General features: G+C 33.2%; 21 protein-coding genes. 15 read left to right on the top strand and 6 right to left on the bottom strand.

Going from position 1 to position 25,105, the window contains the following annotated elements:
• Positions 1 to 2,059: Ig-like domain-containing protein (locus IEU88_RS13620; protein WP_194445640.1), on the top strand; the 2,059-nt coding region annotated here is incomplete at its 5' end.
• A gap of 215 nt (positions 2,060 to 2,274) precedes the next feature.
• Positions 2,275 to 2,610 (top strand): hypothetical protein, encoded by a 336-nt coding sequence (locus IEU88_RS02795; protein ID WP_103373452.1) that lies wholly within the window; start codon positions 2,275 to 2,277, stop codon positions 2,608 to 2,610.
• A gap of 180 nt (positions 2,611 to 2,790) precedes the next feature.
• Here the strand turns inward: IEU88_RS02795 and IEU88_RS02790 are convergent, their stop codons facing one another.
• Positions 2,791 to 3,732, bottom strand: coding sequence for a DsbA family protein (locus tag IEU88_RS02790; RefSeq protein WP_103373451.1), 942 nt, complete (start codon positions 3,730 to 3,732; stop codon positions 2,791 to 2,793).
• Positions 3,733 to 3,872: 140 nt separating this feature from the next.
• Between IEU88_RS02790 and IEU88_RS02785 the strand changes: the two genes are divergently transcribed.
• Together IEU88_RS02785 and IEU88_RS02780 are read left to right on the top strand one after the other, a co-directional pair.
• A complete protein-coding gene (locus IEU88_RS02785; RefSeq protein WP_103373450.1) occupies positions 3,873 to 4,445 on the top strand; it encodes a TetR/AcrR family transcriptional regulator in 573 nt (190 codons plus the stop codon).
• Between the two features lie 20 nt (positions 4,446 to 4,465).
• Positions 4,466 to 4,807 (top strand): DoxX family protein, encoded by a 342-nt coding sequence (locus IEU88_RS02780; RefSeq protein WP_103373449.1) that lies wholly within the window; start codon positions 4,466 to 4,468, stop codon positions 4,805 to 4,807.
• A gap of 69 nt (positions 4,808 to 4,876) precedes the next feature.
• Here IEU88_RS02780 and IEU88_RS02775 read toward each other — a convergent pair whose 3' ends face one another.
• Both IEU88_RS02775 and IEU88_RS02770 read right to left on the bottom strand, forming a co-directional pair.
• A complete protein-coding gene (locus tag IEU88_RS02775) occupies positions 4,877 to 5,329 on the bottom strand; it encodes a hypothetical protein (RefSeq protein ID WP_103373448.1) in 453 nt (150 codons plus the stop codon).
• 5 nt (positions 5,330 to 5,334) lie between these two features.
• Positions 5,335 to 6,138, bottom strand: coding sequence for a DUF3100 domain-containing protein (locus tag IEU88_RS02770; protein ID WP_103373447.1), 804 nt, complete (start codon positions 6,136 to 6,138; stop codon positions 5,335 to 5,337).
• 180 nt (positions 6,139 to 6,318) lie between these two features.
• Here IEU88_RS02770 and IEU88_RS02765 point away from each other — a divergent pair, with 180 nt between their 5' ends.
• Together IEU88_RS02765 and IEU88_RS02760 are read left to right on the top strand one after the other, a co-directional pair.
• Entirely contained in the window at positions 6,319 to 7,494 is a 1,176-nt protein-coding gene (locus tag IEU88_RS02765) for a YbfB/YjiJ family MFS transporter (protein WP_103373446.1), read from the top strand.
• Between the two features lie 302 nt (positions 7,495 to 7,796).
• Entirely contained in the window at positions 7,797 to 8,771 is a 975-nt protein-coding gene (locus tag IEU88_RS02760; protein ID WP_096808213.1) for a tRNA dihydrouridine synthase, read from the top strand.
• A 201-nt stretch (positions 8,772 to 8,972) separates the two neighbouring features.
• Here the strand turns inward: IEU88_RS02760 and IEU88_RS02755 are convergent, their stop codons facing one another.
• Positions 8,973 to 10,163, bottom strand: coding sequence for an MFS transporter (locus tag IEU88_RS02755; protein ID WP_096808214.1), 1,191 nt, complete (start codon positions 10,161 to 10,163; stop codon positions 8,973 to 8,975).
• Between the two features lie 375 nt (positions 10,164 to 10,538).
• Between IEU88_RS02755 and IEU88_RS02750 the strand changes: the two genes are divergently transcribed.
• The 6 genes from IEU88_RS02750 (at position 10,539) to IEU88_RS02725 (ending at position 17,068) form a co-directional block, all read left to right on the top strand.
• Positions 10,539 to 11,663 carry a M23 family metallopeptidase gene (locus tag IEU88_RS02750; RefSeq protein ID WP_103373445.1) on the top strand — a complete coding sequence of 375 codons (1,125 nt, stop codon included), beginning with the start codon at positions 10,539 to 10,541 and terminating at the stop codon, positions 11,661 to 11,663.
• Between the two features lie 175 nt (positions 11,664 to 11,838).
• Entirely contained in the window at positions 11,839 to 12,582 is a 744-nt protein-coding gene (locus IEU88_RS02745) for a glycerophosphodiester phosphodiesterase family protein (protein WP_103373444.1), read from the top strand.
• A gap of 225 nt (positions 12,583 to 12,807) precedes the next feature.
• Positions 12,808 to 13,236 (top strand): NAD(+)--rifampin ADP-ribosyltransferase, encoded by a 429-nt coding sequence (gene arr, locus IEU88_RS02740; protein WP_103373620.1) that lies wholly within the window; start codon positions 12,808 to 12,810, stop codon positions 13,234 to 13,236.
• Positions 13,237 to 13,446: 210 nt separating this feature from the next.
• Positions 13,447 to 14,388 (top strand): mechanosensitive ion channel, encoded by a 942-nt coding sequence (locus IEU88_RS02735; RefSeq protein ID WP_103372941.1) that lies wholly within the window; start codon positions 13,447 to 13,449, stop codon positions 14,386 to 14,388.
• A 530-nt stretch (positions 14,389 to 14,918) separates the two neighbouring features.
• Complete coding sequence (locus IEU88_RS02730; protein ID WP_096808218.1) at positions 14,919 to 15,857, top strand: TDT family transporter; 939 nt, start codon at positions 14,919 to 14,921, stop codon at positions 15,855 to 15,857.
• Between the two features lie 26 nt (positions 15,858 to 15,883).
• A complete protein-coding gene (locus IEU88_RS02725) occupies positions 15,884 to 17,068 on the top strand; it encodes a MalY/PatB family protein (RefSeq protein WP_103372942.1) in 1,185 nt (394 codons plus the stop codon).
• 102 nt (positions 17,069 to 17,170) lie between these two features.
• Here the strand turns inward: IEU88_RS02725 and IEU88_RS02720 are convergent, their stop codons facing one another.
• Both IEU88_RS02720 and IEU88_RS02715 read right to left on the bottom strand, forming a co-directional pair.
• Positions 17,171 to 19,123: a right-handed parallel beta-helix repeat-containing protein gene (locus IEU88_RS02720; RefSeq protein WP_103372943.1), complete on the bottom strand. Its 1,953-nt coding sequence runs from the start codon at positions 19,121 to 19,123 to the stop codon at positions 17,171 to 17,173.
• Between the two features lie 14 nt (positions 19,124 to 19,137).
• The gene (locus IEU88_RS02715; protein ID WP_103372944.1) at positions 19,138 to 20,580 is read right to left on the bottom strand and encodes an MFS transporter; all 1,443 of its coding nucleotides are present in this window, start codon (positions 20,578 to 20,580) and stop codon (positions 19,138 to 19,140) included.
• A 276-nt stretch (positions 20,581 to 20,856) separates the two neighbouring features.
• Here IEU88_RS02715 and IEU88_RS02710 point away from each other — a divergent pair, with 276 nt between their 5' ends.
• The 3 genes from IEU88_RS02710 to xylB all read left to right on the top strand — a co-directional run bounded on the left by IEU88_RS02710 (position 20,857) and on the right by xylB (position 25,101).
• Positions 20,857 to 22,005 (top strand): ROK family transcriptional regulator, encoded by a 1,149-nt coding sequence (locus IEU88_RS02710; protein ID WP_103372945.1) that lies wholly within the window; start codon positions 20,857 to 20,859, stop codon positions 22,003 to 22,005.
• A 271-nt stretch (positions 22,006 to 22,276) separates the two neighbouring features.
• Positions 22,277 to 23,599, top strand: coding sequence for a xylose isomerase (xylA, locus tag IEU88_RS02705; RefSeq protein WP_103372946.1), 1,323 nt, complete (start codon positions 22,277 to 22,279; stop codon positions 23,597 to 23,599).
• A gap of 5 nt (positions 23,600 to 23,604) precedes the next feature.
• On the top strand, positions 23,605 to 25,101 hold the full coding sequence (gene xylB, locus IEU88_RS02700; RefSeq protein WP_103372947.1) for a xylulokinase: 1,497 nt from the start codon (positions 23,605 to 23,607) through the stop codon (positions 25,099 to 25,101).
• Positions 25,102 to 25,105 lie beyond the last annotated feature (4 nt).

Genomic DNA, 25,105 nt, shown 5'->3' with positions numbered 1-25,105 from the left:
TGAGTATTCAATTGCTATACCGGAAAATGTGGAATTAACAGGTGGAGAAGAATTATTAGTAGCTGCTATGGATAGTAATGGAAATATCTCAGATTCTGTCACAACAACAGTTACTGATACGACAGCGCCAGAGGTGCCAACGGTGAATGAAGTAACAAGTGAAGACAAAACTATCAGAGGAACAGCAGAAGCAGGATCAACAGTAACTGTAACCTTCCCAGATGGTAAGACTGCAGATGGAAAAGCTAATGAGCAAGGTGAGTATTCAATTGCTATACCGGAAAATGTGAAATTAACAGGTGGAGAAGAATTATTAGTAGCTGCTATGGATAGTAATGGAAATATCTCAGATTCTGTCACAACAACGGTCACTGATACAACAGCGCCAGAGGCACCAACGTTGGACGAAGTAACAAGTGACGACACAACGGTGAGCGGAACATCTGAACCAGGATCAACGGTAACAGTTATGTTCCCAGACGGAACAACAGCAACAGGTACAGCAGACGATGAAGGCAACTACACGATTGAAATTCCATCTAATGTAGACTTAAATGGTGGAGAGGATATCATAGTTACTGCGAAAGATAAAGCGGGTAACCCATCAGATTCTGTCACAACAACAGTTACTGATACGACAGCACCAGAGGCACCAACGGTGAATGAAGTAACAAGTGAAGACACAACGGTAAGCGGAACATCTGAACCAGGATCAACGGTAACAGTGATGTTCCCAGACGGAACAACAGCAACAGGTACAGCTGATGAAGAAGGCAACTACACGATTGAAATTCCAACAGATATTAACTTAGGTGGTGGAGAAAACATCACAATTACTGCGAAAGATAAAGCGGGTAACCCATCAGAGTCAGCGACAACAACGGTTACTGATACGAGAGCACCAGAGGCACCAACGGTGAATGAAGTAACAAGTGAAGACAAGACAATCAGAGGAACAGCAGAAGCAGGATCAACAGTAACAGTAACCTTCCCAGATGGCACAACAGGGACAGGTACAGCTGATGAAGAAGGCAACTACACGATTGAAATTCCAACAGATATTAATTTAGATGGTGGAGAAAACATCATAGTTACTGCGAAAGATAAAGCGGGTAACCCATCAGAGTCAGCGACAACAACGGTTACTGATACGACAGCACCAGAGGCACCAACGGTGAATGAAGTAACAAGTGAAGGCACAACGGTAAGCGGAACATCTGAACCAGGATCAACGGTAACAGTGATGTTCCCAGACGGAACAACAGCAACAGGTACAGCTGATGAAGAAGGCAACTACACGATTGAAATTCCAACAGATATTAATTTAGATGGTGGAGAAAACATCACAGTTACTGCGAAAGATAAAGCGGGTAACCCATCAGATTCTGTCACAACAACAGTTACTGATACAACAGCACCAAAGGCACCAACGGTGAATGAAGTAACAAGTGAAGACAAGACAATCAGAGGAACAGCAGAAGCAGGATCAACAGTAACAGTAACCTTCCCAGATGGCACAACAGTGACTGATACAGCTGATGAAGAAGGCAACTACACGATTGAAATTCCAACAGATATTAACTTAAATGGTGGAGAAAACATCATAGTTAAAGCTACAGATCAAAGTGGAAATACTTCTGAAAACACAAATACAGTTGTGCCAGGCGCAGATAAAGTACCAGGTACAGGAGAAGCGCAAGATACAGATGAAACATCAGATAAAGGTGAAGCAACAAGTACAAATGAAGGAGCGATCCCAGAAGAAAAACAAAATACAAGTGAAACATCAGGCGTAAATCAATCTTCAAATACGGGGCAAACTTCTAAGGTAGATCAAAACAGTAATGCGGAATATAATAATTCAGGAAGTGCGACTAGCAATTCTAATAAAAAAGAAAAAGATAACGTAGCTAATAAAAATAATATTAATAAATCCGAATTACCTAAAACAGGGGAGCATGAAGAAAACAATGCTACTCTATTCGGTTCATTATTTGCTGGTATGGGCGCATTATTATTATTTATTAAGCGTCGTAGAAAAAAAGAAGAAGATAAATAACATCAGTTTACAAACAGAAAATTAATATAAGTATGAGTGAGGCCGAGACATAAAAAAATAATGTTTCGGCCTCAAATTTATTATGCCCAATAGCTAATTAATGTTATTTTTTTAATAAACTAATAAACTGAGTTAAATTAAATAAATACGTTTATAAATTGTGATTGATGTGTATAAATTTAATAGACTTTATAAAAATAAAATGGGGTTAATATATGTTTGTTATTATTCAATATAGCAAGGGTAATATACTTTTTTATTTACGCAATAGGAAACAAGAACCTATAAATTCAAGAGTAGTAACAATTTCAAAAAAGAATTATAAACAGAGTCTTTTAAGAAATATTTATAATTTACTTTCTCAAACGAATAATAAAGTTAAAGATTTAGATTTTCTATTACTTAAAATGAATGATTTTAAGTCATTAGAAGTGGATGCAGTTTGTGAAGTGAGTAGTTACCTTAAAATGCAACTTCATAAAAATATTATCGTAACTAATAATATAGAAACATTTAAGTATAAGGAGTATTTAAAAAGGAAAGAAAGATAATTAAAGTAATTTGATTTTTACATTATAATCATAAATTTATTTGACTTAGTATAATAGCTGAATAGTAAATTTTATTCCACTAAGTCTTTATAAAATAGTTGTCCATATAATAGAGTGACTATGAAACCAAAGGGTAGTGATTGGTTCCAATAGTCATATATTTTAGGTACATATTACACATTAATCTAATGTGGTTTCATAGTAATCTTCGCCAAGCATATTTTTAGCGACATAGGTAGATGGGCCTAAATGATGTGTGATAAATTGTGCGACTTCACCTTGTTGGATGTTATACATAAACTCAATTTCTTTTGAAAACAATCTATGCTGTGCTTTTAAATACAACCCTAAGTCTGGAAGGGGTTTTGGTGCTGATTTATCATTGTTGTTTAATGTTTCGATTGCACTAATATACACATTTAAATCTCTGCCGCCTACAATTTTAGTGCCTTGATTATCACTATTTACTATTACAATAGTAGGGAAACCTCTAACACCTAATTGTCTTACTAAGTTAAAATCATCTTGAAGTAGTTCTTGACCTTTTTTACTATTTGCTAAATCTAAAATAGTTGCAGTGTTTATCGTTTCGTTATTTTTATATAAATCCTGTACAATCGATTTAAGTACTTTAGGATTCGAAATATTTTGATTGAATACAAATACTGCTTCCCTGACGAGTCTAATGAATTCAATAGCGGTAGTAGGTGAATCTATTTGCTGGATTGCTTTATATAAACGTGATGCTGGGTATGAAGATTGCACAGGGTCGATTTCCATAATGGTACCATCGATAGGCATACGTGAATACTTTCCTACCTCTTGCCAGTGTGGTGTTACATCGGCAGGTTTATAAATGCCATTAGCTGGGTCGATTGGCCCATCTCCCCATTCCTCTAATAGACCCCCCATTACCATTTGGAAATTAAATAAATGCCCATATTGTACTAAAAGTTTATTTAAAGTAGGTTCGAATGCCCAACAGTGTGAACACATAGGGTCAGTTACGTAATATAAAGTTAAGTTAGGGCTATCTATGTTTAGGTTAATTGCTTCTATTTCACTTTCCTCGTTAGGTTTACAAACGCCTGAATAGATATCACATACCATATTGTTAACCATATTTTTGTCCTCCTAAGTTTGATTAAATTGATATACACTTATAATAAGTAGTAATATGAATAATAAGTACCAACAGATTGTAATAAATGTTGAATATCCAACATTTATAAATTAATGTTGGGAGAAAATGAGGGAGTCGAATGCTACAATCAAAATCAGACTTGCGAGTTATTAAAACTAGAAAATCTATTATGCAAGCTTTTATTAAGCTTTCAGATGAAAAAGATTTTAAAAACATAACCATAAAAGATATTACCCAAGAGGCGCTTATCAATAGAGCCACTTTCTATTATCATTTTAGTGACATCTATGATTTATTGGATAAATCGCTTTCTGAAGAGCTATTAATTAATTTAAATTACGAATATTTTGAACAGTGTCAATTGGACGAAACAACCATTGCTAATATTTTTAAAGCGGTAGCAGAATTCCAATTGTCTTTAAATAGGAAGTGTCACAGAAGTTATCCGGAAACGATAAGTAATATTGTTCAAGCGCATATGGAGAGTATACTTTATAAATTATTGATTGACATTCATTTTGAGGATGATAGTACGCGTCAATTAGCAGCAAGTATGTTAAGTGCGAGTATCTACAGCGCTTCTGAAAAATGGTGTCAAAACTTTAGTGATATTTCTGCTGAAACTTATATTAAACGTGTCACACCTTATATTATTTCTGGTTTTGTATCTTGTGAAGCAACTAAAAATTGAATTGAAATGGGGTTTTTAAAATGGGAATCATTATGATTATATTACAAATTATATTAGGTATATTTTTTATCATGACAGGTTCTAAAATATTGTCTGGCGCAATGAAAAAAGATTTTGCCCGTCTCGGCTACCCACCTATCTTTAACCAAATTACAGGTATATTCGAATTTGTAGGCGGTCTTGGTATGCTTATAGGCGTTTTATATAACGTGATTGCACTACTATCTAGTGTATTACTAGGTGTGACTATGTTTGTTGGGGCCTTATCGCTGATTTTCTTAGGTAAAGACCCAATTAAAAAAGCAATCCCAGCCATCATATTATTTTTATTAAATTTTGGTGTGTTTATCTATTATATTTAGATACGTTGTTATTTTTAATATTAAAGCCCCCAGTTAACTTATTTTAAGCTGGGGGTTATTTGTAGTTGATTAAGCTAGACCTTGAATTTTTAATACAATTTCTGCTACGAGCGCAGAACCGATATATGTACTGAGCAAAATAACAATACCAATAACAATGGTTTTCCACCCTAACTTGGCGAAGTCAGCCCAGGAATTCCCTATTGAAACGCCTGCATAGGCAACAACTGGCGTGGCTAATGACAGCAAATCTACTTGTTCAGTCCATTCAACGATGTGAGAAGATCCAGGAACCCCAGGTATAGTAATGATTAAACCTATTATACCAATATAAGCAATACTTGGTATGTTTAAAGGCACGATATCACGTAAAACCAATCCTAATAAGGCGACACCCATTAATGCAAGGATGCCGGGTAATGCCTCCAAAGGCATGACATTATACCCAATCCAATTACTAAAAATTGAAATAATTCCTACTATACATAAGGTGAGAATCCAATTTATAATTTTTGAAGACATCACAGTCACTCCTTATCTTTTGTGAATTTTGATTTAACATGCATAATCAAGCTATAATATTTTCGGGTTAAAGGTAGAGCAATTAAAATACCAATATAAAGTCCCGTCACTGACGTCAGAAGATTACTTACGCCAGAAAATGCGGTAATTGTGTTAGCTTGGTCAGGATACATTTCGACTAAAGGCCCCAGAGCAGCTGCAGTCATTACGCCACTTCCTACTCCTGTAGCCATGGCAAAAGCAATCGGACTAAATGGTAAAATGGAAACCAAAATACCAGAAAAGATACTAAAAAATATCGCCCCAAAAATGGTTCCAAATATGTACATAGACATCACGCCTCTCCACTCTGGGGAAGAGATACCATATTTTTCGGTAATCAGCGCTAAATTGGGTTCTCTACCTATTGAATGAGTCATCCCTATAGACTCACGTCGTAAACCTAATAATATAGCTAATGGTAATGAAATGATAATCGTAGCTAAATTGCCAGCTTCCTGTAATATTAAAGCAGGCCCAGCTGCAATGATTTTAGGTAATGCGGGCCCTGCTTCTACACCAAATTTTGCTATGAGTAGTGCTACTGAAATAAATACCATTGGTTCGGAATTTTTAGCTTGTTTTTTACCGATGATGGGCGTGAAATAAACCCCTAATCCGAGTAACACTGCATAAACAACTGGCAACAAAAGGATTGAAGTTATGCCTAAAGGTATTTTATGCGCACCAATGACTTCGGAAATAATCATAATAATTAATACAATGCCATGTAATCTCCAATCTTTCCAAAGTGTATTTTGTTGTTTCATATCAATCCCTCCTAGTTAAAATATTCCGAAAATTCTAAATACGAATAAAATCTATTCTATACTTAATATTTCAAAATGAAAAGGGTATCAATATGATTTATAAATTTTAGAAATTTGGTAAGTGTAAATATGGAATTTAAGCGTATAATGGACTCACTACAATCGAAAGGTGTGGAGAAGATGCAACATGCTTATCGGCAACTTTTATTAGGGATGATTTGTTTATTTATAGTAATGGCGATTGGACGTTTTGCATATACACCTATTTTGCCATTTATGCAGCAAACAAGAGGTTTAGATGACCGAAGTGCTGGTTTACTAGCTACGATTAATTATCTAGGTTATTTGATAGGAGCCATTGTTCCTATATGGATTGTTATGTTTAGTAAGGTTACGGATTTGAAAATTTATTTATTTATAAATATTATTTCGACTTTAATGATGGGACTTTCTGATAATTTTCTACTATGGTGTATTGTGCGTTTGGTTTCTGGAATAACAAGCGGTACAGTTTTTGTTTTAGCATCGAATGTAACGCTTGAAGCTTTAAGAATAGCGAAAAAAGATGGCATCTCAGGTCTGTTATATAGTGGCGTAGGTTTAGGTATTTTTACAAGTAGTATCTTTATTTTCTTATTTACTACAGCGAGCACATGGAAACTTACTTGGATATCACTAGGCATTTTTTCTTTAATGATAGGGATTTTTGTTATATTTGGTATGCGCGAAAATCACAATATCGAAAATAAAAATTTCAAATCAAAAAATATTGAATATACCGAAACAATTAAAGTGAAGAAAAAATTTATTTGGGGGTTTTCAATCGCCTATTTTTGTGAAGGCGCTGGTTATATTATCACAGGGACATTCTTAGTAGCCATCGTTAAATCAATACCTGGATTAGCCGATTACGCAGCGTTAAGTTGGATGTTTGTAGGTTTAGGTGCTGTGCCTTCTACGATTTTATGGTCTATGATGGCAAATAAGGTAGGGCATGCGAAAGCAATATATTTTGCATTTGTACTACAAATCATTGCTGTGATACTACCTGTTTTTTCAGGGCATGTAGTGAGCTTAATAATTAGTTCTCTGTTCTTTGGAGCAACATTCCTTGGGTTAACAACATTATTCATGTCTAAAGCACAAACACTTATGTTTCAAGGTAATCATAAAGTGAACTTGGTAGCTTTATTAACAATGATTTACAGTTTAGGACAAATGATTGCGCCAGCACTTTCAGGTATATTAATTGGTGAATCAGGGGATTACAATGCATCGCTAATTTTTGCTGCTTTCATATTATGTGTAGGTTTGTTAAGTAGTATATATAGCTATCAGGGGAACAATGGAAGTTAAATCATTCTGTTGTTTCCAAGTAATTTATTGAAAAAGTTAGAGTGATATATTAGCCTGTTTTAATTTTACTTATAATTTTTGGAACATTATCAAATTTCAAACGAGATAGAATATTATTTTATGTCAAATATGGTTTATGAATGATAACAGAGTTTCTTATCTTATTGTAATATATTGCTAGTGCGATTTGTCTGGATAGGCTTTTCATTAGATATCTTCCTTTTGTGTAAGTTGACATTTTGTGGTAATATCGTCATGGATAAAAATTCGAGATATTAATAGATAAGAAGGTTTAAATATATATGAAAGAAAATTTTTGGCGTGAATTGCCGCGTCCATTTTTTGTTTTAGCACCGATGGAAGATGTTACAGATGTTGTCTTTCGTCATGTTGTTAGTGAAGCGGGCAGACCTGATGTATTCTTCACTGAGTTTACAAATACAGAAAGCTTTTGCCACCCTGAAGGTGTACACAGTGTGCGCGGGCGCTTAACATTTACTGAAGACGAACAACCTATTGTTGCTCATATTTGGGGAGATAAGCCAGATCACTTCCGTGAAATGAGTATCGCGATGGCAGAGATGGGCTTTAAAGGAATAGACTTAAATATGGGGTGTCCAGTGGCGAACGTTGCAACAAAAGGTAAAGGTTCAGGTCTAATTCAGCGACCTGAAATCGCAGCTGAAATTATTCAAGCAGCTAAAGCGGGTGGACTGCCAGTGAGTGTTAAAACGCGACTTGGCTATTCTGAAATTGATGAGTGGAGAGCGTGGTTGAAGCATATTTTCGAGCAAGATATTGCAAACCTGTCCATTCATCTTCGCACGCGTAAAGAGATGAGTAAAGTGGATGCACACTGGGAACTAATTGGAGAGATTAAAAAGCTGCGTGATGAAATAGCCCCGGAAACTTTGTTAACGATTAATGGAGATATCCCAGACAGAAAAACAGGACTTGAACTAGCTGAGAAGTATGGCATTGATGGTGTCATGATTGGTCGAGGTATTTTTCATAATCCATATGCGTTCGAAAAAGAACCAAGAGAACATTCCAGCAAAGAACTTTTAGACTTGTTGAGATTACATCTTGAACTATTTGACAAATATTCAAAAGAAGAATCACGTTTGTTTAAACCATTACGTAGATTCTTTAAAATTTACGTACGGGGCATCAGAGGCGCGAGTGAATTAAGACATCAATTGATGAGCACGAATACGACAGACGAGGCTCGCGCGCTACTCGATAAATTTGAAGCGCAAATGGAACAGACCAGTTAATTTAAGCGTTTAAAACGAAAGTACTGAAACAATAAGGAAACTGAGATTAAGTGATGAACACATATACCTTAACCATAAACTGGATATAAGCAATTGACGCCTAGTATAAAAATTGTATTAAGCTTTTATAACCTTTTTAGGTATCTTTGATAGGGAGCAAGATAAGGAGACCATTTAAAAATGTGATTTCTCTCTTGCTCTCTATTTTTGTCTAATGGTAAGTGAAATAATGAATGCAATTATCATAAAACTCGTAATCATTATTACAACGCCGGGCCATTGTAAGAGGCTGTAAAAATAACCTGCTAATGTGCCACCTACAGAAGACCCCATATAATAAAATAATAAATACAAACTAGAAGCTTGTGCTTTATGATGTTCAGCTCTTCCGGCAACAACAGCACTTGCGATAGCATGACCGCTAAAAAACGCGTATACACTAAATGCGAGACCAAGTATTTTGAATGACAATGGTGGTAATAATGTAATACATATACCAACTATTAATAACAAAATGCTAAATTTCAAAGCGTTTAAAGTGCCTAACTTTGAGCGAAGTTTTGCATTAAGTATGGAAGAAATCATACCTATTAAAAAGAGTAAATAAATAAAACTAATAAGACTATCATGTAATCGATATGGTTCATCTGCTAAAACAAAGCCAATATAATTGAACGCTGCAATATTACATCCTAATAATAAAAAGCCGACCATAAAAGGTTTTAATAGTCTGACATTTTTCAAATGTTGGGCATAGCTTATTAATAATGCTTTTACTGAAAATCGTTGTTTTTCAAAATGCTGTGAGTTTGGTAGTAAAAAAGTAAATACAATAGCAGCAATGACACTAATTATGCCGATAGTGATTAAACCAACTTGATAACCGTAAATACTAGAGATAAATCCTGTGAAAATACGACCAAAAGCGCCTCCGAATGCGTTGCCACTTATATAAATGCCCATCGCTTCAGGTAAATTGTGAGGTGAGATTTCTTCACCAATATAAGCCATAGCTATAGAAGGTAGTCCTGCTAAACATATACCTTGTATCAGCCGTACAATTAAAAAAGTATTGAAATCTGCCAAAAAAGGTTGAATTAAAGCGAGTATGGACACAGAAAGCACTGAAAAAATCATAATAGGTTTTCGTCCAAGAACTTCCGAAATAGCGCCAAAAAACAACATTGCAAACGCAAGGGTTAATGTTGCAGAGGATAAAGCTAAGCTAGCCATAGTTTCGCTTACATTAAAAGATTTTGTAAAATGGGGTATTAAGGGTTGGACGCTATAAAGTATAGAAAATATTGTAAACCCAGAGATAAAAAGCGCAACGATTATTTTAATATAAGTTTTTGACCCTTTTGTTACATAATTATTTGGTAAACCATCCATATTGCATACCCCACTTTTATTTAATAATTCCATATTAGCATGTAATGCACCATATCAAAAAAACACTGTTTTTAAATTTAAAAGCAATTATAAAAAATGATTTGTAATAATTTAGAAAAATAACAAAAATAATTTACAAAAAATAAGTAAAAAGTAAACTGTTGTACTTGTTCGAAAGTAACTGTACTAACTAAAGATTGTGCTTAACTTAAATTTGCGAAAGCGCTATCTATTGTTATATAAGGAATTTTCAAAAAATTTACATCACATCTCAAATAAATTACTAGAAAATTAAAAAACAGTTTCTACTATTCTCTTTATACAGATTCTTTGGTACGATGATGTAAGTAAAATTTTTGGGAGGATTTATTAATTATGAAAAAAATGGTTACAGCCACAATTGCTACGTTATCTTTAGGAGCAATTGGCGTTGCACAAGGAGAAGCACAGGCTTCAGAAAACAATCAATCTAACGCACAATATACAAGTAATCAATCTTATAATGATATTTTTAATTACGGTTATATTGATCAAGATGATAATGGGAACTATCATCACACATTAGATGGTAACTGGGACCAATCTATGTTTGATCAACAGCAATATTACTTTTATTTAATCGATAATGAAGGACAATATCACTATTATTATTTCCCAATGAACGATCAAGGTTCTAATGTTACAAATACTAATGATGTAAATGTTTCAGATGATAATAATTACACTGGCAATCAAAGCCACTCAGAAGTTCAATCTGAAGGTTATGACATAAATGAAGCGCCAGAAAATAACGAAATTGCCAACGATGAAAGAACGAATCAAACTGCTCAAGCAACTCAAAATAATTCAAATGACAGTGTAGATAATACACAAAATCATACATCAGCAGACAATTATGAAAGCAGCTATACACAAAATAATGGTCATAATGATGTGAAACAAAATGCTACATCAAGTAATGATGTTACACCGCAACAACAAGCTGCACCGCAACAAAACACATCACAACAACAAGATTCATCGCAACAAAGCACTACAAACGCACCACAACAAAACACTACAAGTCAATCAACGACTTCTAACAGTACGAGCAATAACGAGACGCACTCAGCAAATTGGTTAACTAAGCATCGCCAATTACAACCATACGGTAGCTATCATGGCGGAGGCGCACACTACGGTGTTGACTATGCTATGTCTGAAAATACACCCGTTTATTCATTGGCTGATGGCACTGTAATCCAAAGTGGTTGGAGTAACTATGGTGGTGGTAACCAAGTTACAATCCAAGAGAAAAACAGTGATAACTATCAATGGTATATGCACATGAATTCCTTAAATGTTCAAAAAGGGCAACAGGTGAAAGAAGGACAACAAATTGGCCTTTCAGGTAGCACAGGTAATTCTACTGCACCTCACCTACACTTCCAACGTATGCAAGGTGGCGTCGGTAACGAGTATTCAGTTGACCCAACATCATACGTAAATTCAAAATCATAATATATGACATATCAGTCGCCTTTGAATATCTTTAAAAGGATATCAGAGGCGATTTTTATTAACTATGTTTAGCTTAAAGCAATATGTAATGGCTTCAAATATGACTTAGATTATTTGAATTATGATCAATGACATATCATAATTACACTAAAGTCTAATTGAAAGGGAAGATGATATGTTTACAATATATGGCCATAGAGGCTTACCAAGTAAAGCTCCCGAAAATACGTTAGCAGCATTTGAAGCAGCAGCAAAGGTGTCTGGGCTCAAGTGGGTTGAACTAGATGTTGCTATAACAAAAGATGAAAAGCTCATTATTATTCACGATGATTTTTTAGATAGAACAACGGATATGATTGGTGAAGTCACGCACATGTACTATGATGAAGTCAAACAAGCCTCTGCAGGAAACTGGTTCCATTCGCAATATAAGAATGAAAGATTACCAACTTTCGATGAAATCATTACATTTGCTAATAACCATAAAATGAATTTGAATATTGAATTGAAAGGTGTAACAGGCGATAACGGCAGCGATTTGTCTGAAAGTATGATTAGACAAGTTACTGAAAAATTAAAAAAGCTAAACTCTGATTCAGATGTTCTGTTATCAAGTTTTAATCTTGTTTTAGTAAAATTAGCACAGCAATTCATGCCCCAATATAAACGTGCGGTTATTTTTAAAGCTGCAGCATTTACTGGAGATTGGAGAACGCTTTTAAATTATTGCGGGTCAAATATTGTAAATATAGAAGATGCAAAGCTTACAAAAAATCGTGTACGTTCAATTAAAAATGCTGGTTATGAATTAAATGTATGGACAGTAAATAACAAGATGAGGGCTAATCAATTGTCTAATTGGGGCGTAGACGGGGTTTTCACAGATAAAGCGGATGAATTAGTGCATTTAAATAGTTAATTCATCGACATATAATAGTACGAGGATACAAAATGGTAGTGTAATTTTGTGTCCTCATTTTATATAAGACTATGTACGATATTGTTGGAAGTATGTTTAATTTACAATTAAATATTCCCTTTGTGTTTATTATACTATATGAAAAATAAATATTATAGACTACTTCTTTTATTAATTGGCACATATCATAGTAAGACGCTTTAGCGAAATGTGGGGGGCTATTTTATGGAAAATCAAAAACAAGCATTTGAACAAGATTTATATTTACATGGCACAAAAGCTCAGTTGCAGATAGGTGATTTATTAAATCCTTTGCAAAAATCTAATTACCAAGACCGCATCATGAATTATATTTATTTTACAGGAACATTAGAAGCAGCAAAATGGGGCGCTGAATTGGCTGTAGCATTAGCTAAAGAAGAAGCAGATGCACACATTTATATCATAGAGCCACTAGGAGAATTTGAAGATGATCCCAATGTTACAGACAAGAAGTTTCCTGGCAACCCAACGTGTTCATATCGTTCTAGTGAGCCATTGAAAATTGTTGCAGAATTAGGTTCATGGGAAAGTCATTCTGAAGAAGCAATCAACCAGATGCTAGCAAAAATTGAACAATTGAGAAGTGAAGGTTTAGATATTATAGAAGATTAATAGTTATAAATAAAAAATTAATTAGAGCGTTAATTTAATAGAAAGTTCGTTTAATTCATAATTAATTACTTCGCAATATATTTATTTGCTGTTTGATAAATAAATGATAGGTAGTATTATCTTAATTCACAAAAATATTTTTAAAAAAATATATGAATATGATTAATTTTATTTTACTAGGGTATCTGTCAAAAAAAGGGGGAAATCGATATGAGTAAAATATTAGATTCTTTAATGAGCGCACTAGATAGTATTATTAGCTTCATACCAAATGTTATAGGCGCAATCATATTCTTAATTATTGCGTGGATTATTGCAGTAATTGTCAAGAAAGTTATTGTGAAAGGGCTAAGTGCATTAGGTTTTGAATCTTGGCTACAAAAGAAGGGTTTGGTAGATAATGAAGGAGGAGAATCACAATCTTCTGGATTAATACAAACATTTGGTAAATTAGGTTACTTCTTAGTGTTCTTGCTATTTTTACCATCTGTATTTGATTCATTAAATATGCAGTCGGTGTCTAAACCTATTAAAGGCATGATGAGTAGTATACTTAACTTTGCACCTAAAATTATTGTTGCAGTTATTATACTAGTAATCGGTATTTTTATTGCAAAAGTCTTAGGTACTTTAGTAAAAAATATTTTATCAAGCCTAAATGTGAGCAAATTTAACCGTTATGTGAATTTTGGTGAAAACAAAGAAAGTATAGATATCCCAGTGGCAACAGGTTGGGTTATCACTGCGTTAATTGGCTTATTTTTCACTGTTCAAGCATTAAATACAGTGAACTTAACGGTATTAAATCAAATTGGCGCGGCTATTATCGGTTATTTACCATTAGTAATATCAGCAGCGATTATTTTAGGATTAGGTTTAATAGGTGGTAACTTAATTGCTAAATTAATTAACAAATCTACAGGAAATGGTATGTTAGCTGAAATTGTAAAATATTTAGTTATTATCGTTTCCGTATTTATGACTTTAGACCAATTAAACTTTGCGCAAAGCATTGTAAACGTAGCGTTCTTATTAATTTTAGGTGCCGTTGCAGTTGCTTTCGCAATCGCTTTTGGCATAGGTGGAAAATCATTTGCTGAAAAACAATTAAATAAATTCTCAGACAAAATTGACTCTGAAAAAGATAAATAGTAAAGTAGATGATTTTTAAAATACGTGAGAAGGGAGAGGGGCAGAAATCTCATTTTTCTATATAGATTTCTTTTCCTTTATGGCAAAGCGTAATAGAGCTAAAGCGCTTGTATAAGCACTACTAGATCCAAATGCATTAGATTACATGAGTTAAGACTCATGTATAAGTATCAATAACTCAATAAAATTGAGCAGTGAAACTTCAAAAGTAGTTTTTTAAAGCAATAGACTTTGCATTTTCATTACATTCATCTACTGTCAAAATGAAATCTAAGACTGACACATTATTTATGGCTCAGCGCTTTAAAAGTTTGTTATAAACTAATTTCAATCTAGGTAATTATTATCAATTTTATTGAAGGATCTGAGACATTAACTTTATGTTTCAGGTCCTTTTATATTTTTAAGTGAAAGCAAACAATGGATATTAACTTATTAAAATTAATTAATTATAATCTTATTTAACGCAATAATAGTATTAAAATAGTATAGTGATAATATAACTATATAATGTAAAAGGATTAAAAAGTATGTTTTATAAATTAACTAAAGCATTACCGACAGCTATTTGTGGTTTAGTTTTAGGTTTAGTTTCTCTAAGTAATTTGTTATTTAATATGTCTTGGAATATTTTAGCTACAGTATTTTTTATATTGAGTTGTATTGTTTTGTTGCTCTTTATAAAAAAATGTCTTTTATACCCACGTTTAGTTTTGGATGAATTGACTGATCGTAATATCTGCGCCACTTTTCCAGCTTTTACGATGGCTTTAATGACAATTATTTATATTATATATCATCATTTTAAATTTGAATTTGTAGGAATGATATGGTTATGGTGGATAACGATTGTAGTACAATTCATCATTATAATGGGATTTGTTTATTACCATATTATTTTACATAGGAAAGATAAGGTTATACCGAATACGAGTTGGTTTGTAACGTTTGTAGGTATCGGAGTTATATCTGAAACGTCAGGAGATTTTTATCCAATGTTTGGTAAAATGATCGTATATATTGCTACAATATGCTTTATAATATTAGTAGCAATCGTTTTAATAAAAAAAACATGGCGTTTATATAATGAAAATCAATTTCCAATGTCAATCATTATAGCTGCACCTGCTGCACTGTGTTTCAATGGTTATTTACTAAGTGAAACGCATATAGAAACAATAATTGCCATATTTGGTTTTGTGATATCTCAGCTATTGTTTGTAGTTTCTTTAACGTTTATTCCTAAGCTTATAACAATAAATTTTAGATTTTCGTTTTCTGCTTTAACCTTTCCATGGGTAACAACAGCAACTGCTTATTTTAATTTTATGCATCAAGTAAGCATGCCTAAGCAGTTAAAAGCTTTGTTATACATTTTAATGATGTTTGAAATTTTATTTACGTTATTAACAGTCGTTTACGTTGTTTTTGGGTATTTTATGTTTTTAAGAAAAAGAATGATTAAATAGGGATTTTATATAAGGGAGTGGTCGTTATGACTTATCATTTTAATAACGTTGTTAATCGAAGACAGACAAAATCAGTTAAATGGGACACTATGGAATCAGTATATAACATTAAAGACGCCTCAAATGTATTACCAATGTGGATTGCAGATATGGATTTTAAAGCGCCACAACCTGTCATTGAAGCGCTGGAAAGATGTGTTGAACATGGTGTGTTTGGCTATTCTTATTTAGATGAAACGTGTAAAAACGCAATACAATCTTGGCTTGAGAAACGGCATCATTGGTATATTGAAAAAGAATGGGTTATCGCCCATTCAGGGGTTGTTCCTGCCATTGCGTCTATTATTGAAACATTTACAAAGCCAGATGACCGTGTTTTAATAACGCCTCCAGTCTACCCACCGTTTTCAAATTTGCCTTCAGGCATGGATAGAGAATTAGTAGTGTGTTCTTTAATAGAAGAACATGGTAACTACTCTATTGACTTTGAAGATTTTGAGGAAAAATTAAAACAAGGCATAACCATGTTTATATTGTGTAATCCACATAATCCTGGAGGCGTAGTCTGGTCAACAGCTACGTTGGAAAAAATAATTGAATTATGTGTTAAATATGATGTATTGATATTATCAGATGAAATACATTCTGATTTAGTATTTCCTAAATATCAACATATACCGTTAGGCAAGTTAGCATCCGACCAGGCATCTCAAAAAATTATTACTTGCACAGCACCAACGAAAACATTTAACCTAGCGGGTATTCATGCAGCTTTGATTATTTCACCAAATCAAGCTATTCGTCATGCGTTAGAAACTAATTTTACAGCACATGGATTAGGTGTTAATCGCATTAGTCCATTTGGAGCAGCTGCATTAGAAGCAGCTTATACTTACGGTGAAAATTGGCTAGACGAATTATTGCATATCATTTCATCAAACATGGATTACGCTATTGCCGAAATTACAAAAGCGATACCGCAGATAAAAATTAAAAAACCGCAAGCGACTTATTTATTATGGATTGACTATAGACAAACAGGTTTAACTGAATCAGAAATCATGGATAAGCTATTAGAAAAAGGAAAACTTGCACTTGAGCCTGGTACAAAATATGGCGAAGAAGGAAGAGGATTTTTAAGAATGAATGTAGCTTGTGCCCCAAGTACTGTTAAAGATGGCGTTGAACGTTTTATTTCAGCATTGCAATAAAAGGATATAAACAAAAACTGAGAGGTGTTACGATTACATGATACCGCTCAGTTTTTGCTTATGCTATTAAAATGAAATATTTAAAAGGGCCTCATTTATTAACTAATCTATACTATTTTTTGTATTATTATCTTTTTCCCATAGTAAAATATGATTTTTTCCTACCCGCAATTGTTGGATTGGTCCTAGTGTAGCCATATCAATTCTAGAATGATTTAATAAGTCGGAACTTAATGTTAAAGGGCTACCATCAATATCTTCAAAATCAGCATCTACTAGTCTTACTTTAGGAAGAGAGTATGTGGAATGAATATCCCCCTTGAAATTCAGCAATGATTCAGGAATCGTCATATCCAAATAAACGCCCGAGTTGTCCTCTTGAATATTAAGATTTGGATTAAACGCGTTGTCTTGAATAAATGACTGTTCTCTGTCAAAATGTTCAGCTTGATTAAAATAGGCATTATGGTTAATAAATACTGGTTGTTTGATTTTATGAAAAGCTTCGTGGTCTCCTTCTTCTTGTGAAACTAAGTCTATATATTCTTTTAATGATGCAGTATAGTCGTTGAAGATACTAGTTCCAATATTTTTAATACCGTTTTTTCCGATAAATATATTATTATAAAAACGATCATCACCACCGTAAACTGGTGCAAATCCTGAAATCAAAGTGCTGTGTGGCACATGATAAGGCGTAGCTCTATCTAACATTAATTTATGAACAATTTCACCACTAATGATATTATTAATATATGCACCACCCTGAGCATGATTATCTAATGCGTAATCAGCTGTTAAAATGTTATTGTCAACCAAATAAGGGCCGCTACTCACTTCTACAAATAAGTCCCTAGTATTATGTGCAAATATATTCTTACTAATTCTAGTACCTTGCGTTTGCCAATCAAACCACATACCTAAAGAACAATGATGAACATAATTATTATATACTTGCGTATCAAGCGCTGCGTGCAATTTTATGCCTGCAATTTCATGACCAAAGAATTCTCGTCTGTTTCCAATATTATAAATATGGTTGTTATAAATAAAACTAAAAGCACTACCTAAATGGCCCACGATTGCGTTTTGACCACAATCATGGATTACATTATTTCTAATAATATGTGAACCTATTGTCTCTTTGTTCCAATCGCTATTTACAGATTTGAATACAGTTTCGATTTGATATTGATAGCCGGGTTTGTCTTTTCTATAAGTGTTGAAATTATCACCTGTAGAGATTTCTTTGCCTATTGATATAGCACTACACATGGAATTGTGTATATGATTATTCTCTATAATCCAATTTTTACTCCAATGTGTATCAATGATGCCAGTTTGATTAGCAGTAGGAGGTGACCATTGTGTTGCTGCGTGTGCAATTTCAAAATTTTGTATTGTAATATAGTTTGTATGTGATTTATTCGGACAAAAAACATGAGGTCTTATGTTAAACTCAATTAATTCGTTATTTGGGTTGTAATCTTGGAAGTTGGCGTAAACAGTCGTAGTATCTTCTTGTATTTCTGCATACCAAACGTATTTTGATTCATTAGTATAATCAAAAGAGACTAATTTATTGGTCCAATGATCTAATATTTCGTTTACAGTTTTAGGGTTTCTCACATTATTAAAATCATTTACTTCAAATAAGGCTTGACCATTTATATAAACTTGGCCTAATGTTTTACCGTTATCAATGACTAACCAATCACCAAAAAGCTTTGTACCAAAGGGATTAAAACCATTAAAGTATTGGTTATTAATATCGACCTTCCATATATTTTGTTCAACGTGTTTCCAATTATTTATTATTTCTGATCCTTTAATAGTTACTTTTTCGTTATCAGCTGCTTTAAATGTAATTCTACGTTTCTCACTTGAGCCGCTATTTATGTGTTTGATTGCTTCTCTGTATACCCCTTCATGGACAATAACAGTATCACCTGGTAAAGCTATTGAAGCCCCTTTATCAATAGTGAGGAAGGGTGAAGATGCTGTGCCCAGCCCGTAATCAGACCCATTTTTAGAGACATGTATTAAATGATTCATATGAAAATACTCCTTTATTTATATATTTGTTTAGATCGTAAAGTACCTACTTTATTTGAGCGTATCTGATTTTTAATTTGTGTGATAAACTTCTCATAATTTAAAAATAGTGTGATAATCGTAATTAATACCACTGTTAATAATGGGAAGTAAATTTGCATGGACTTAATTGCTAATATTGTACTTTCAGATTGAACCGCAGCACCAGCTACATAACCACCAACGGATAATGACCAACCGACAATTGCAGATTGTAAACCAGACCCTATTTTCATACCCGCGCTAGCAAGGCTGAATATAGAACCTTGTACTGGGACGCCAGTTTTCCAATATATGATATCTCCTACGTCTGCAACTATACCACTTAAAGCTGCCGTGAAAGGGACTAACCCGATGCCATTAATTACTAATCCGACAATCAACATGGTTAAGTTCTCTGAGAAAACACCCATCACAATATAAGAAATGATGGAAATAATTAGACCAATCATAATACTTTGTTTAATGCCTAATAATTCGGCAAATTTAGGCGCTATGAGTAATCCTAATATAGTAGGAAGTAGTGTAGATATACTTAATATTGCCATGATATTGGCGTTATCAAAGATGTAAGTTGCATAATAAATTCTCATACTATTATCAGTTTGGCGTAAATACCATAATAGATAGAGCGCAATGGTGATAATAAAATATTTTTCAGTAAGTAATGATTTGAGTATAAGTGTAAAAGGTATGCGTTTTGTTTTACTTTTTGACGTATACTGCTTTGTTGCAATATTTCTTTCTTTAACAAAGTAACCAGTTATCATTAACGGTACAGCACATAAAAATGCGTAAACCAGTGCAGTATAAGTCCAACCTTGTTGGTTTTCACCAAAAAGAGTTACTAAATAAGTAGTAAAAGTTGTAATACAAAGCACGCTAATATTAGAAAAAATGAAGCGTATACTGCCTAAAGATACGCGATCTTTTTCATCTTTTGACATAAATGAAATGAGTGATGAATAAGCAACATTATTAGCAGTATAAAAAACGACAGAAATCAAAAAATAAATAATAAAAATATACACAATTTTGCCGCTATAACCTACAAAGTCAGGAATATTAAACAATAAAAAAGTCAAAACACCTAATATCGGTGCTGTCCAAAAGACCCATGGCTTTGCTTTTCCCATCTTTGTATTAGTATTATCTATGACGCTCCCCATAAATAAATCAGAAGCGCCATCTGCAAAACGGCAAATGAGTATAATAGTGCCAATGACTGAACCAGCGACACCTACAACATCAGTCATGTAAATAATGATGAATGACGCAATGAAGGTCCAGCTGTAATTTGCACCGAAATCCCCTATACCAAATACTACTTTTTCGTTTGTACGTAACCGCTTTGTTTCAGTTTTCGAATCTGCTAAAATACTTTTTTCTCCAGAACTTGCATCAACTGTTTGGTTCATTTAATCCCCCCTAGTAAAAACATCTATCCTAAGTTAGTTAATTTAGTAAACAAACCAACTCGAGTGAAATATTACCACCTAATTTTAATTTTGTAAACGCTTTCTTTAAAATGGTGACCACTTAAATATTTGTTTTTGAAAAAGAAAATTGAATAACTATAGGTTGCGTCATAAGGTGTTTAGAGAAATATTTTGTGCTATAGTTAAATTAAACTTTGTAATTAAATTGAAAGTACTGTACTTATTTTTTAGAGTTAATATAGAGGTGGTGTTAGTTTGAAACAAATAGACGCGTTAGATTTAAATGAAAACCAAAGACGAGTAATACAACAAATATTTAATAATAAACTCATCTCTAGAGTTCAAATATCTAAAGATTTAAATATTAATAAAGCAACGATTTCGAGCATATTAAATAAGTTAAAAGAGAAAAAATTAGTGAATGAAGTAGGACATGGAGAAAGCACTAAGAGTGGAGGGAGAAAACCGATACTTTTAGAAATTAATAAACATTTTGGCTACGTGATTTCTTTAGATATTGCGTACGGCTCAATTGAAATGATTTATAACTATTTTAATGGTGAAATACTTAAACATGAATCTATACCATTGTCTAATAAAAAAATGAGCCATGTATTAGATTTGTTAAAACAACACATTAATACAGATGAAAAATATGGTACGCATCATGGGTTGTTAGGTATATCTATTTCTGTCCACGGAATCGTTAATAATAACCAAGAAATTGTTCATTTGCCATTTCATGAAATCGAAGATATTTCAATTACAGAAAGTATTAAAGATATCGCAAATGTGCCTATCATAGTGGAAAATGAAGCGAATTTATCCGCAATTTATGAATGTAATGAAAATAATGACTTAGAAGTTAATAATTTAATCACACTTAGTATACATAAAGGTATTGGCGCGGGTTTAATTATTGATAAAAAATTATATAGAGGTACAGATGGTGAAGCAGGTGAAATTGGAAAAACGCTCGTTTCGGTTATTCAAAATAATCATAAAACATTTCATAAAATTGAAGATATCTGTTCTCAAGATGCTTTAGTTCATAATCTTGAAGAAAGGTTGAACCAAAAATTAACCATGACAGCATTAAAAAAGTTATATTATGATAAAAATGAGATTGTAGTAGACGAAATAAATCAGTTTTCAATGAGAATAGCCATACTGATATATAATCTAAATATGCAAATTAATCCAGAAGCTATTTATATCAATTGTCCATTAATTAACGAATTACCGGACGTTTTAGAAGCTATTAAATCAGCTTTTATGACATATACAAATAAAAATGTAGAGATATGCCTGACTTCCAACGTTAAGTTTTCGACATTGTTGGGAGCGACCCTTGCAATAACACAGAAAGTATTAAAAATTGATAACATAAAACTTAATTTTTAATACTTTCTAGATATATCCATAACTCAAAACATAGGTATTGTTGATTAAAAAAGAGCGGGTATGATATTTTCACTAATTATTAGTAATAGAATTTATTAATTTATTTTCGAAAAGTAGGATAGAAACCAAATTTAAGTGTTTGGTTTCTATCCTACTTTTTTATTTTCTTAAGTAAGCGTTTACAAAAAGAAGAGGAGGTGTTATATTATACTCAAAGTTAGTTAGTTTATTAAATTAACTAACTAAGGAGGAAAATTGAGGAGGAATTCTAATGACTTACTTTGACGTTGAACAAATAAAATACGAAGGGCCTAAATCTAGTAACCCATTTAGTTTTAAATATTATAATGCTAATGAGAACATTGGTGGAAAAACGATGGCAGAACATTTAAGATTTAGCGTTGCTTATTGGCACACATTTACTGCAGATTTATCTGATCCTTTTGGGGTAGGAACAGCTACTAGAGATTGGGATGATTTAGATGAAATGGGTAAATCGAAAGCGCGTGTAGAAGCTATCTTTGAATTTATGGAAAAAACAGGTGTTGAATACTTCTGTTTCCATGATGTTGATATTGCTCCTGAAGGTAAAACATTGAAAGAATCAAACGATAATTTAGATGAAATAGTAAGCTTAATTAAAAATAAAATGAATGAAACAGGTAAGAAATTACTTTGGAATACAACAAATAACTTTACGCACCAACGCTTTGTGCACGGAGCTGCGACTTCTTCAAATGCAGATGTTTTTGCATACGCAGCAGCAAAAGTGAAGAAGTCATTAGAAATTGCAAAAACGTTAGGTTCAGAGAATTTCGTTTTTTGGGGCGGGCGTGAAGGTTATGAAAGTTTATTAAATACAGATATGAAACTAGAGTTAGATAACCTAGCTAAATTCTTTAAAATGGCAATTGCTTATGCAGAAGAAATCGGTTATACAGGGCAATTTTTAATTGAACCCAAGCCTAAAGAACCCACAACGCATCAATATGATACAGATGTAGCGACAGCTCATGCGTTTTTACAAAAATATGACCTAGATAAACATTTTAAATTTAATATTGAGGCAAACCACGCTACTTTAGCAGGTCACTCATTCCAACATGAATTACGCTATGTAAGAGATAATGAGCTTTTAGGGTCAGTAGATGCTAACCAAGGACATCCGCAATTAGGATGGGACACCGATGAATTCCCTACAGATGTATATGATACGACATTGGCAATGTACGAAATATTGAAAAATGGTGGACTTAATCCAGGAGGATTGAATTTTGACGCCAAACCAAGACGTACATCATTTAAACAAGAAGATCTGATATTAACACATGTTGCTGGTATGGATACTTTTGCTCTAGGCTTACGAGTGGCGTCTAAAATGATTGAAGATCAGTTTTTTGAAAAAATCATAGACAAAAAATATGCTTCATTTGCTAGTGGTATTGGCAAACAAATTGTTGATGGAGAAGTCTCCTTCAAGGATTTAGAAAATCACGCTTTAAATCTTACGACAATCGATAATGAATCGGATCATTTGGAAGTGATTAAATCACAAATTAATCAATATATTTTAAATATTAATAATGAGGACTGATTGAAATGAAATACGTCATTGGAATAGATGTCGGGACAAGCGGTATGAAAAGTATAGTTGTTAATCAAAAAGGCAATGTTGTGTCTAGTTATAGCGTTTCTTATCAAACAGAACACCCACATACTGGCTATAGTGAAATGGACCCAAATATCTGGTATGAAGCAGCTATTGAAAGTTTAAAAGTCTTGGTAACTCAGTATGGCGTTGATCAAATATCTGGTGTCAGTTTTTCAGGTCAAATGCATGGTTTGGTAATTGTAGATAACCAAGGGCAAGTAATTAGACCAGCTATATTATGGAATGATACACGAACATCTCAAGCGGTAGCAGATATTAAAGAAAAAATTGGTTTGAAGACTTTGCTTAATGAAACACAGAATACCGTAATTGAAGGTTTCACTTTGCCCAAATTAATATGGCTTAAGCTTCATGAACCAGCGCATTATAATGAAATTTATAAATTTATGTTGCCTAAAGACTATATCGTATATAGGTTGACAGGTAACCTTTATTCTGAGCCTTCAGATGCAGCTGGTACAATTATGTTTAACGTTAAAGAAGAAAATTGGTCGACTACCATTTTAGAAAAATTAGATATTGATACAACCATTTGTCCAGATATCATTCCATCACATGGATTTAGTGGTACATTGACCCAATCAATTATGGAAGAAATTGGTTATAAAGGGGAAGAAACAATAAATGTTTACCAAGGTGGTGCAGACAATGCTTGTGGTGCGTTAGGTGCAGGTATTACAGATGATAATAAACAGTTAGTAAGTATTGGTACCTCAGGCGTGGCGCTTTCAATTATTAATCATAAAAATTATGAAAATGATGGCAAAGTGCATTATTTTAATCATTGTGTGCCTAATCAAAAATATATTATGGGTGTCACATTATCTGCAGGATACAGTCTAGAATGGATTAAGCAATTATTTAGCAACGAAGAAGATTTTGAAACTTTTTTAAGACCAATAAGTGAATCGAAAATTGGTGCAAATGGTCTCATTTTTACGCCATATTTATTAGGTGAACGAACACCGCATAATGATGCCAAAATACGAGGTAGTTTTATTGGGTTAGACGCGAATACAACGCGTGCAGATATAAAACGCGCTGTTTTAGAAGGAGTTACGTTTTCAATTAAAGACAGTATTCAAATCATAAGAGGTGAAGGTAAGGCCGTTCAAAACATTGTATCCATCGGTGGAGGTGCAAAAAACCCACACTGGTTACAAATACAGGCTGATGTATTTAATGCTCAAATTACTACTAGAACTGAAGAACAAGGTCCAGCGTTTGGCGCTGCGATGCTAGCTGCTATGGGTGAACAATGGTTTGATAGCTTTAGTGATATGAGTGAAATGTGGATTAATTATAACGCATCTATAAATTCAGACGATCATAATGTTGGTTTATATCAATCATATTATGAAATATATCAAGATGTTTACAGAAGTACGCGAGCATTATCAGATAAACTAGTTCAATTCAAGTAGTGAA

It is taken from the genome of Staphylococcus nepalensis (assembly GCF_014635045.1).
Lineage (GTDB): Bacteria > Bacillota > Bacilli > Staphylococcales > Staphylococcaceae > Staphylococcus > Staphylococcus nepalensis.
The sequence above is the reverse complement of the archived record's forward strand: the minus strand, read 5'-3'. Positions and strand labels throughout refer to the sequence as shown.

Coding starts and splice junctions, on each gene's coding strand:
- IEU88_RS02795 (WP_103373452.1), top strand. CDS start 2,275: ATGTTTGTTATTATTCAATATAGCAAGGGTAATATACTTTTTTATTTA.
- IEU88_RS02790 (WP_103373451.1), bottom strand. CDS start 3,732: ATGGTTAACAATATGGTATGTGATATCTATTCAGGCGTTTGTAAACCT.
- IEU88_RS02785 (WP_103373450.1), top strand. CDS start 3,873: ATGCTACAATCAAAATCAGACTTGCGAGTTATTAAAACTAGAAAATCT.
- IEU88_RS02780 (WP_103373449.1), top strand. CDS start 4,466: ATGGGAATCATTATGATTATATTACAAATTATATTAGGTATATTTTTT.
- IEU88_RS02775 (WP_103373448.1), bottom strand. CDS start 5,329: ATGTCTTCAAAAATTATAAATTGGATTCTCACCTTATGTATAGTAGGA.
- IEU88_RS02770 (WP_103373447.1), bottom strand. CDS start 6,138: ATGAAACAACAAAATACACTTTGGAAAGATTGGAGATTACATGGCATT.
- IEU88_RS02765 (WP_103373446.1), top strand. CDS start 6,319: ATGCAACATGCTTATCGGCAACTTTTATTAGGGATGATTTGTTTATTT.
- IEU88_RS02760 (WP_096808213.1), top strand. CDS start 7,797: ATGAAAGAAAATTTTTGGCGTGAATTGCCGCGTCCATTTTTTGTTTTA.
- IEU88_RS02755 (WP_096808214.1), bottom strand. CDS start 10,163: ATGGATGGTTTACCAAATAATTATGTAACAAAAGGGTCAAAAACTTAT.
- IEU88_RS02750 (WP_103373445.1), top strand. CDS start 10,539: ATGAAAAAAATGGTTACAGCCACAATTGCTACGTTATCTTTAGGAGCA.
- IEU88_RS02745 (WP_103373444.1), top strand. CDS start 11,839: ATGTTTACAATATATGGCCATAGAGGCTTACCAAGTAAAGCTCCCGAA.
- arr (WP_103373620.1), top strand. CDS start 12,808: ATGGAAAATCAAAAACAAGCATTTGAACAAGATTTATATTTACATGGC.
- IEU88_RS02735 (WP_103372941.1), top strand. CDS start 13,447: ATGAGTAAAATATTAGATTCTTTAATGAGCGCACTAGATAGTATTATT.
- IEU88_RS02730 (WP_096808218.1), top strand. CDS start 14,919: ATGTTTTATAAATTAACTAAAGCATTACCGACAGCTATTTGTGGTTTA.
- IEU88_RS02725 (WP_103372942.1), top strand. CDS start 15,884: ATGACTTATCATTTTAATAACGTTGTTAATCGAAGACAGACAAAATCA.
- IEU88_RS02720 (WP_103372943.1), bottom strand. CDS start 19,123: ATGAATCATTTAATACATGTCTCTAAAAATGGGTCTGATTACGGGCTG.
- IEU88_RS02715 (WP_103372944.1), bottom strand. CDS start 20,580: ATGAACCAAACAGTTGATGCAAGTTCTGGAGAAAAAAGTATTTTAGCA.
- xylA (WP_103372946.1), top strand. CDS start 22,277: ATGACTTACTTTGACGTTGAACAAATAAAATACGAAGGGCCTAAATCT.
- xylB (WP_103372947.1), top strand. CDS start 23,605: ATGAAATACGTCATTGGAATAGATGTCGGGACAAGCGGTATGAAAAGT.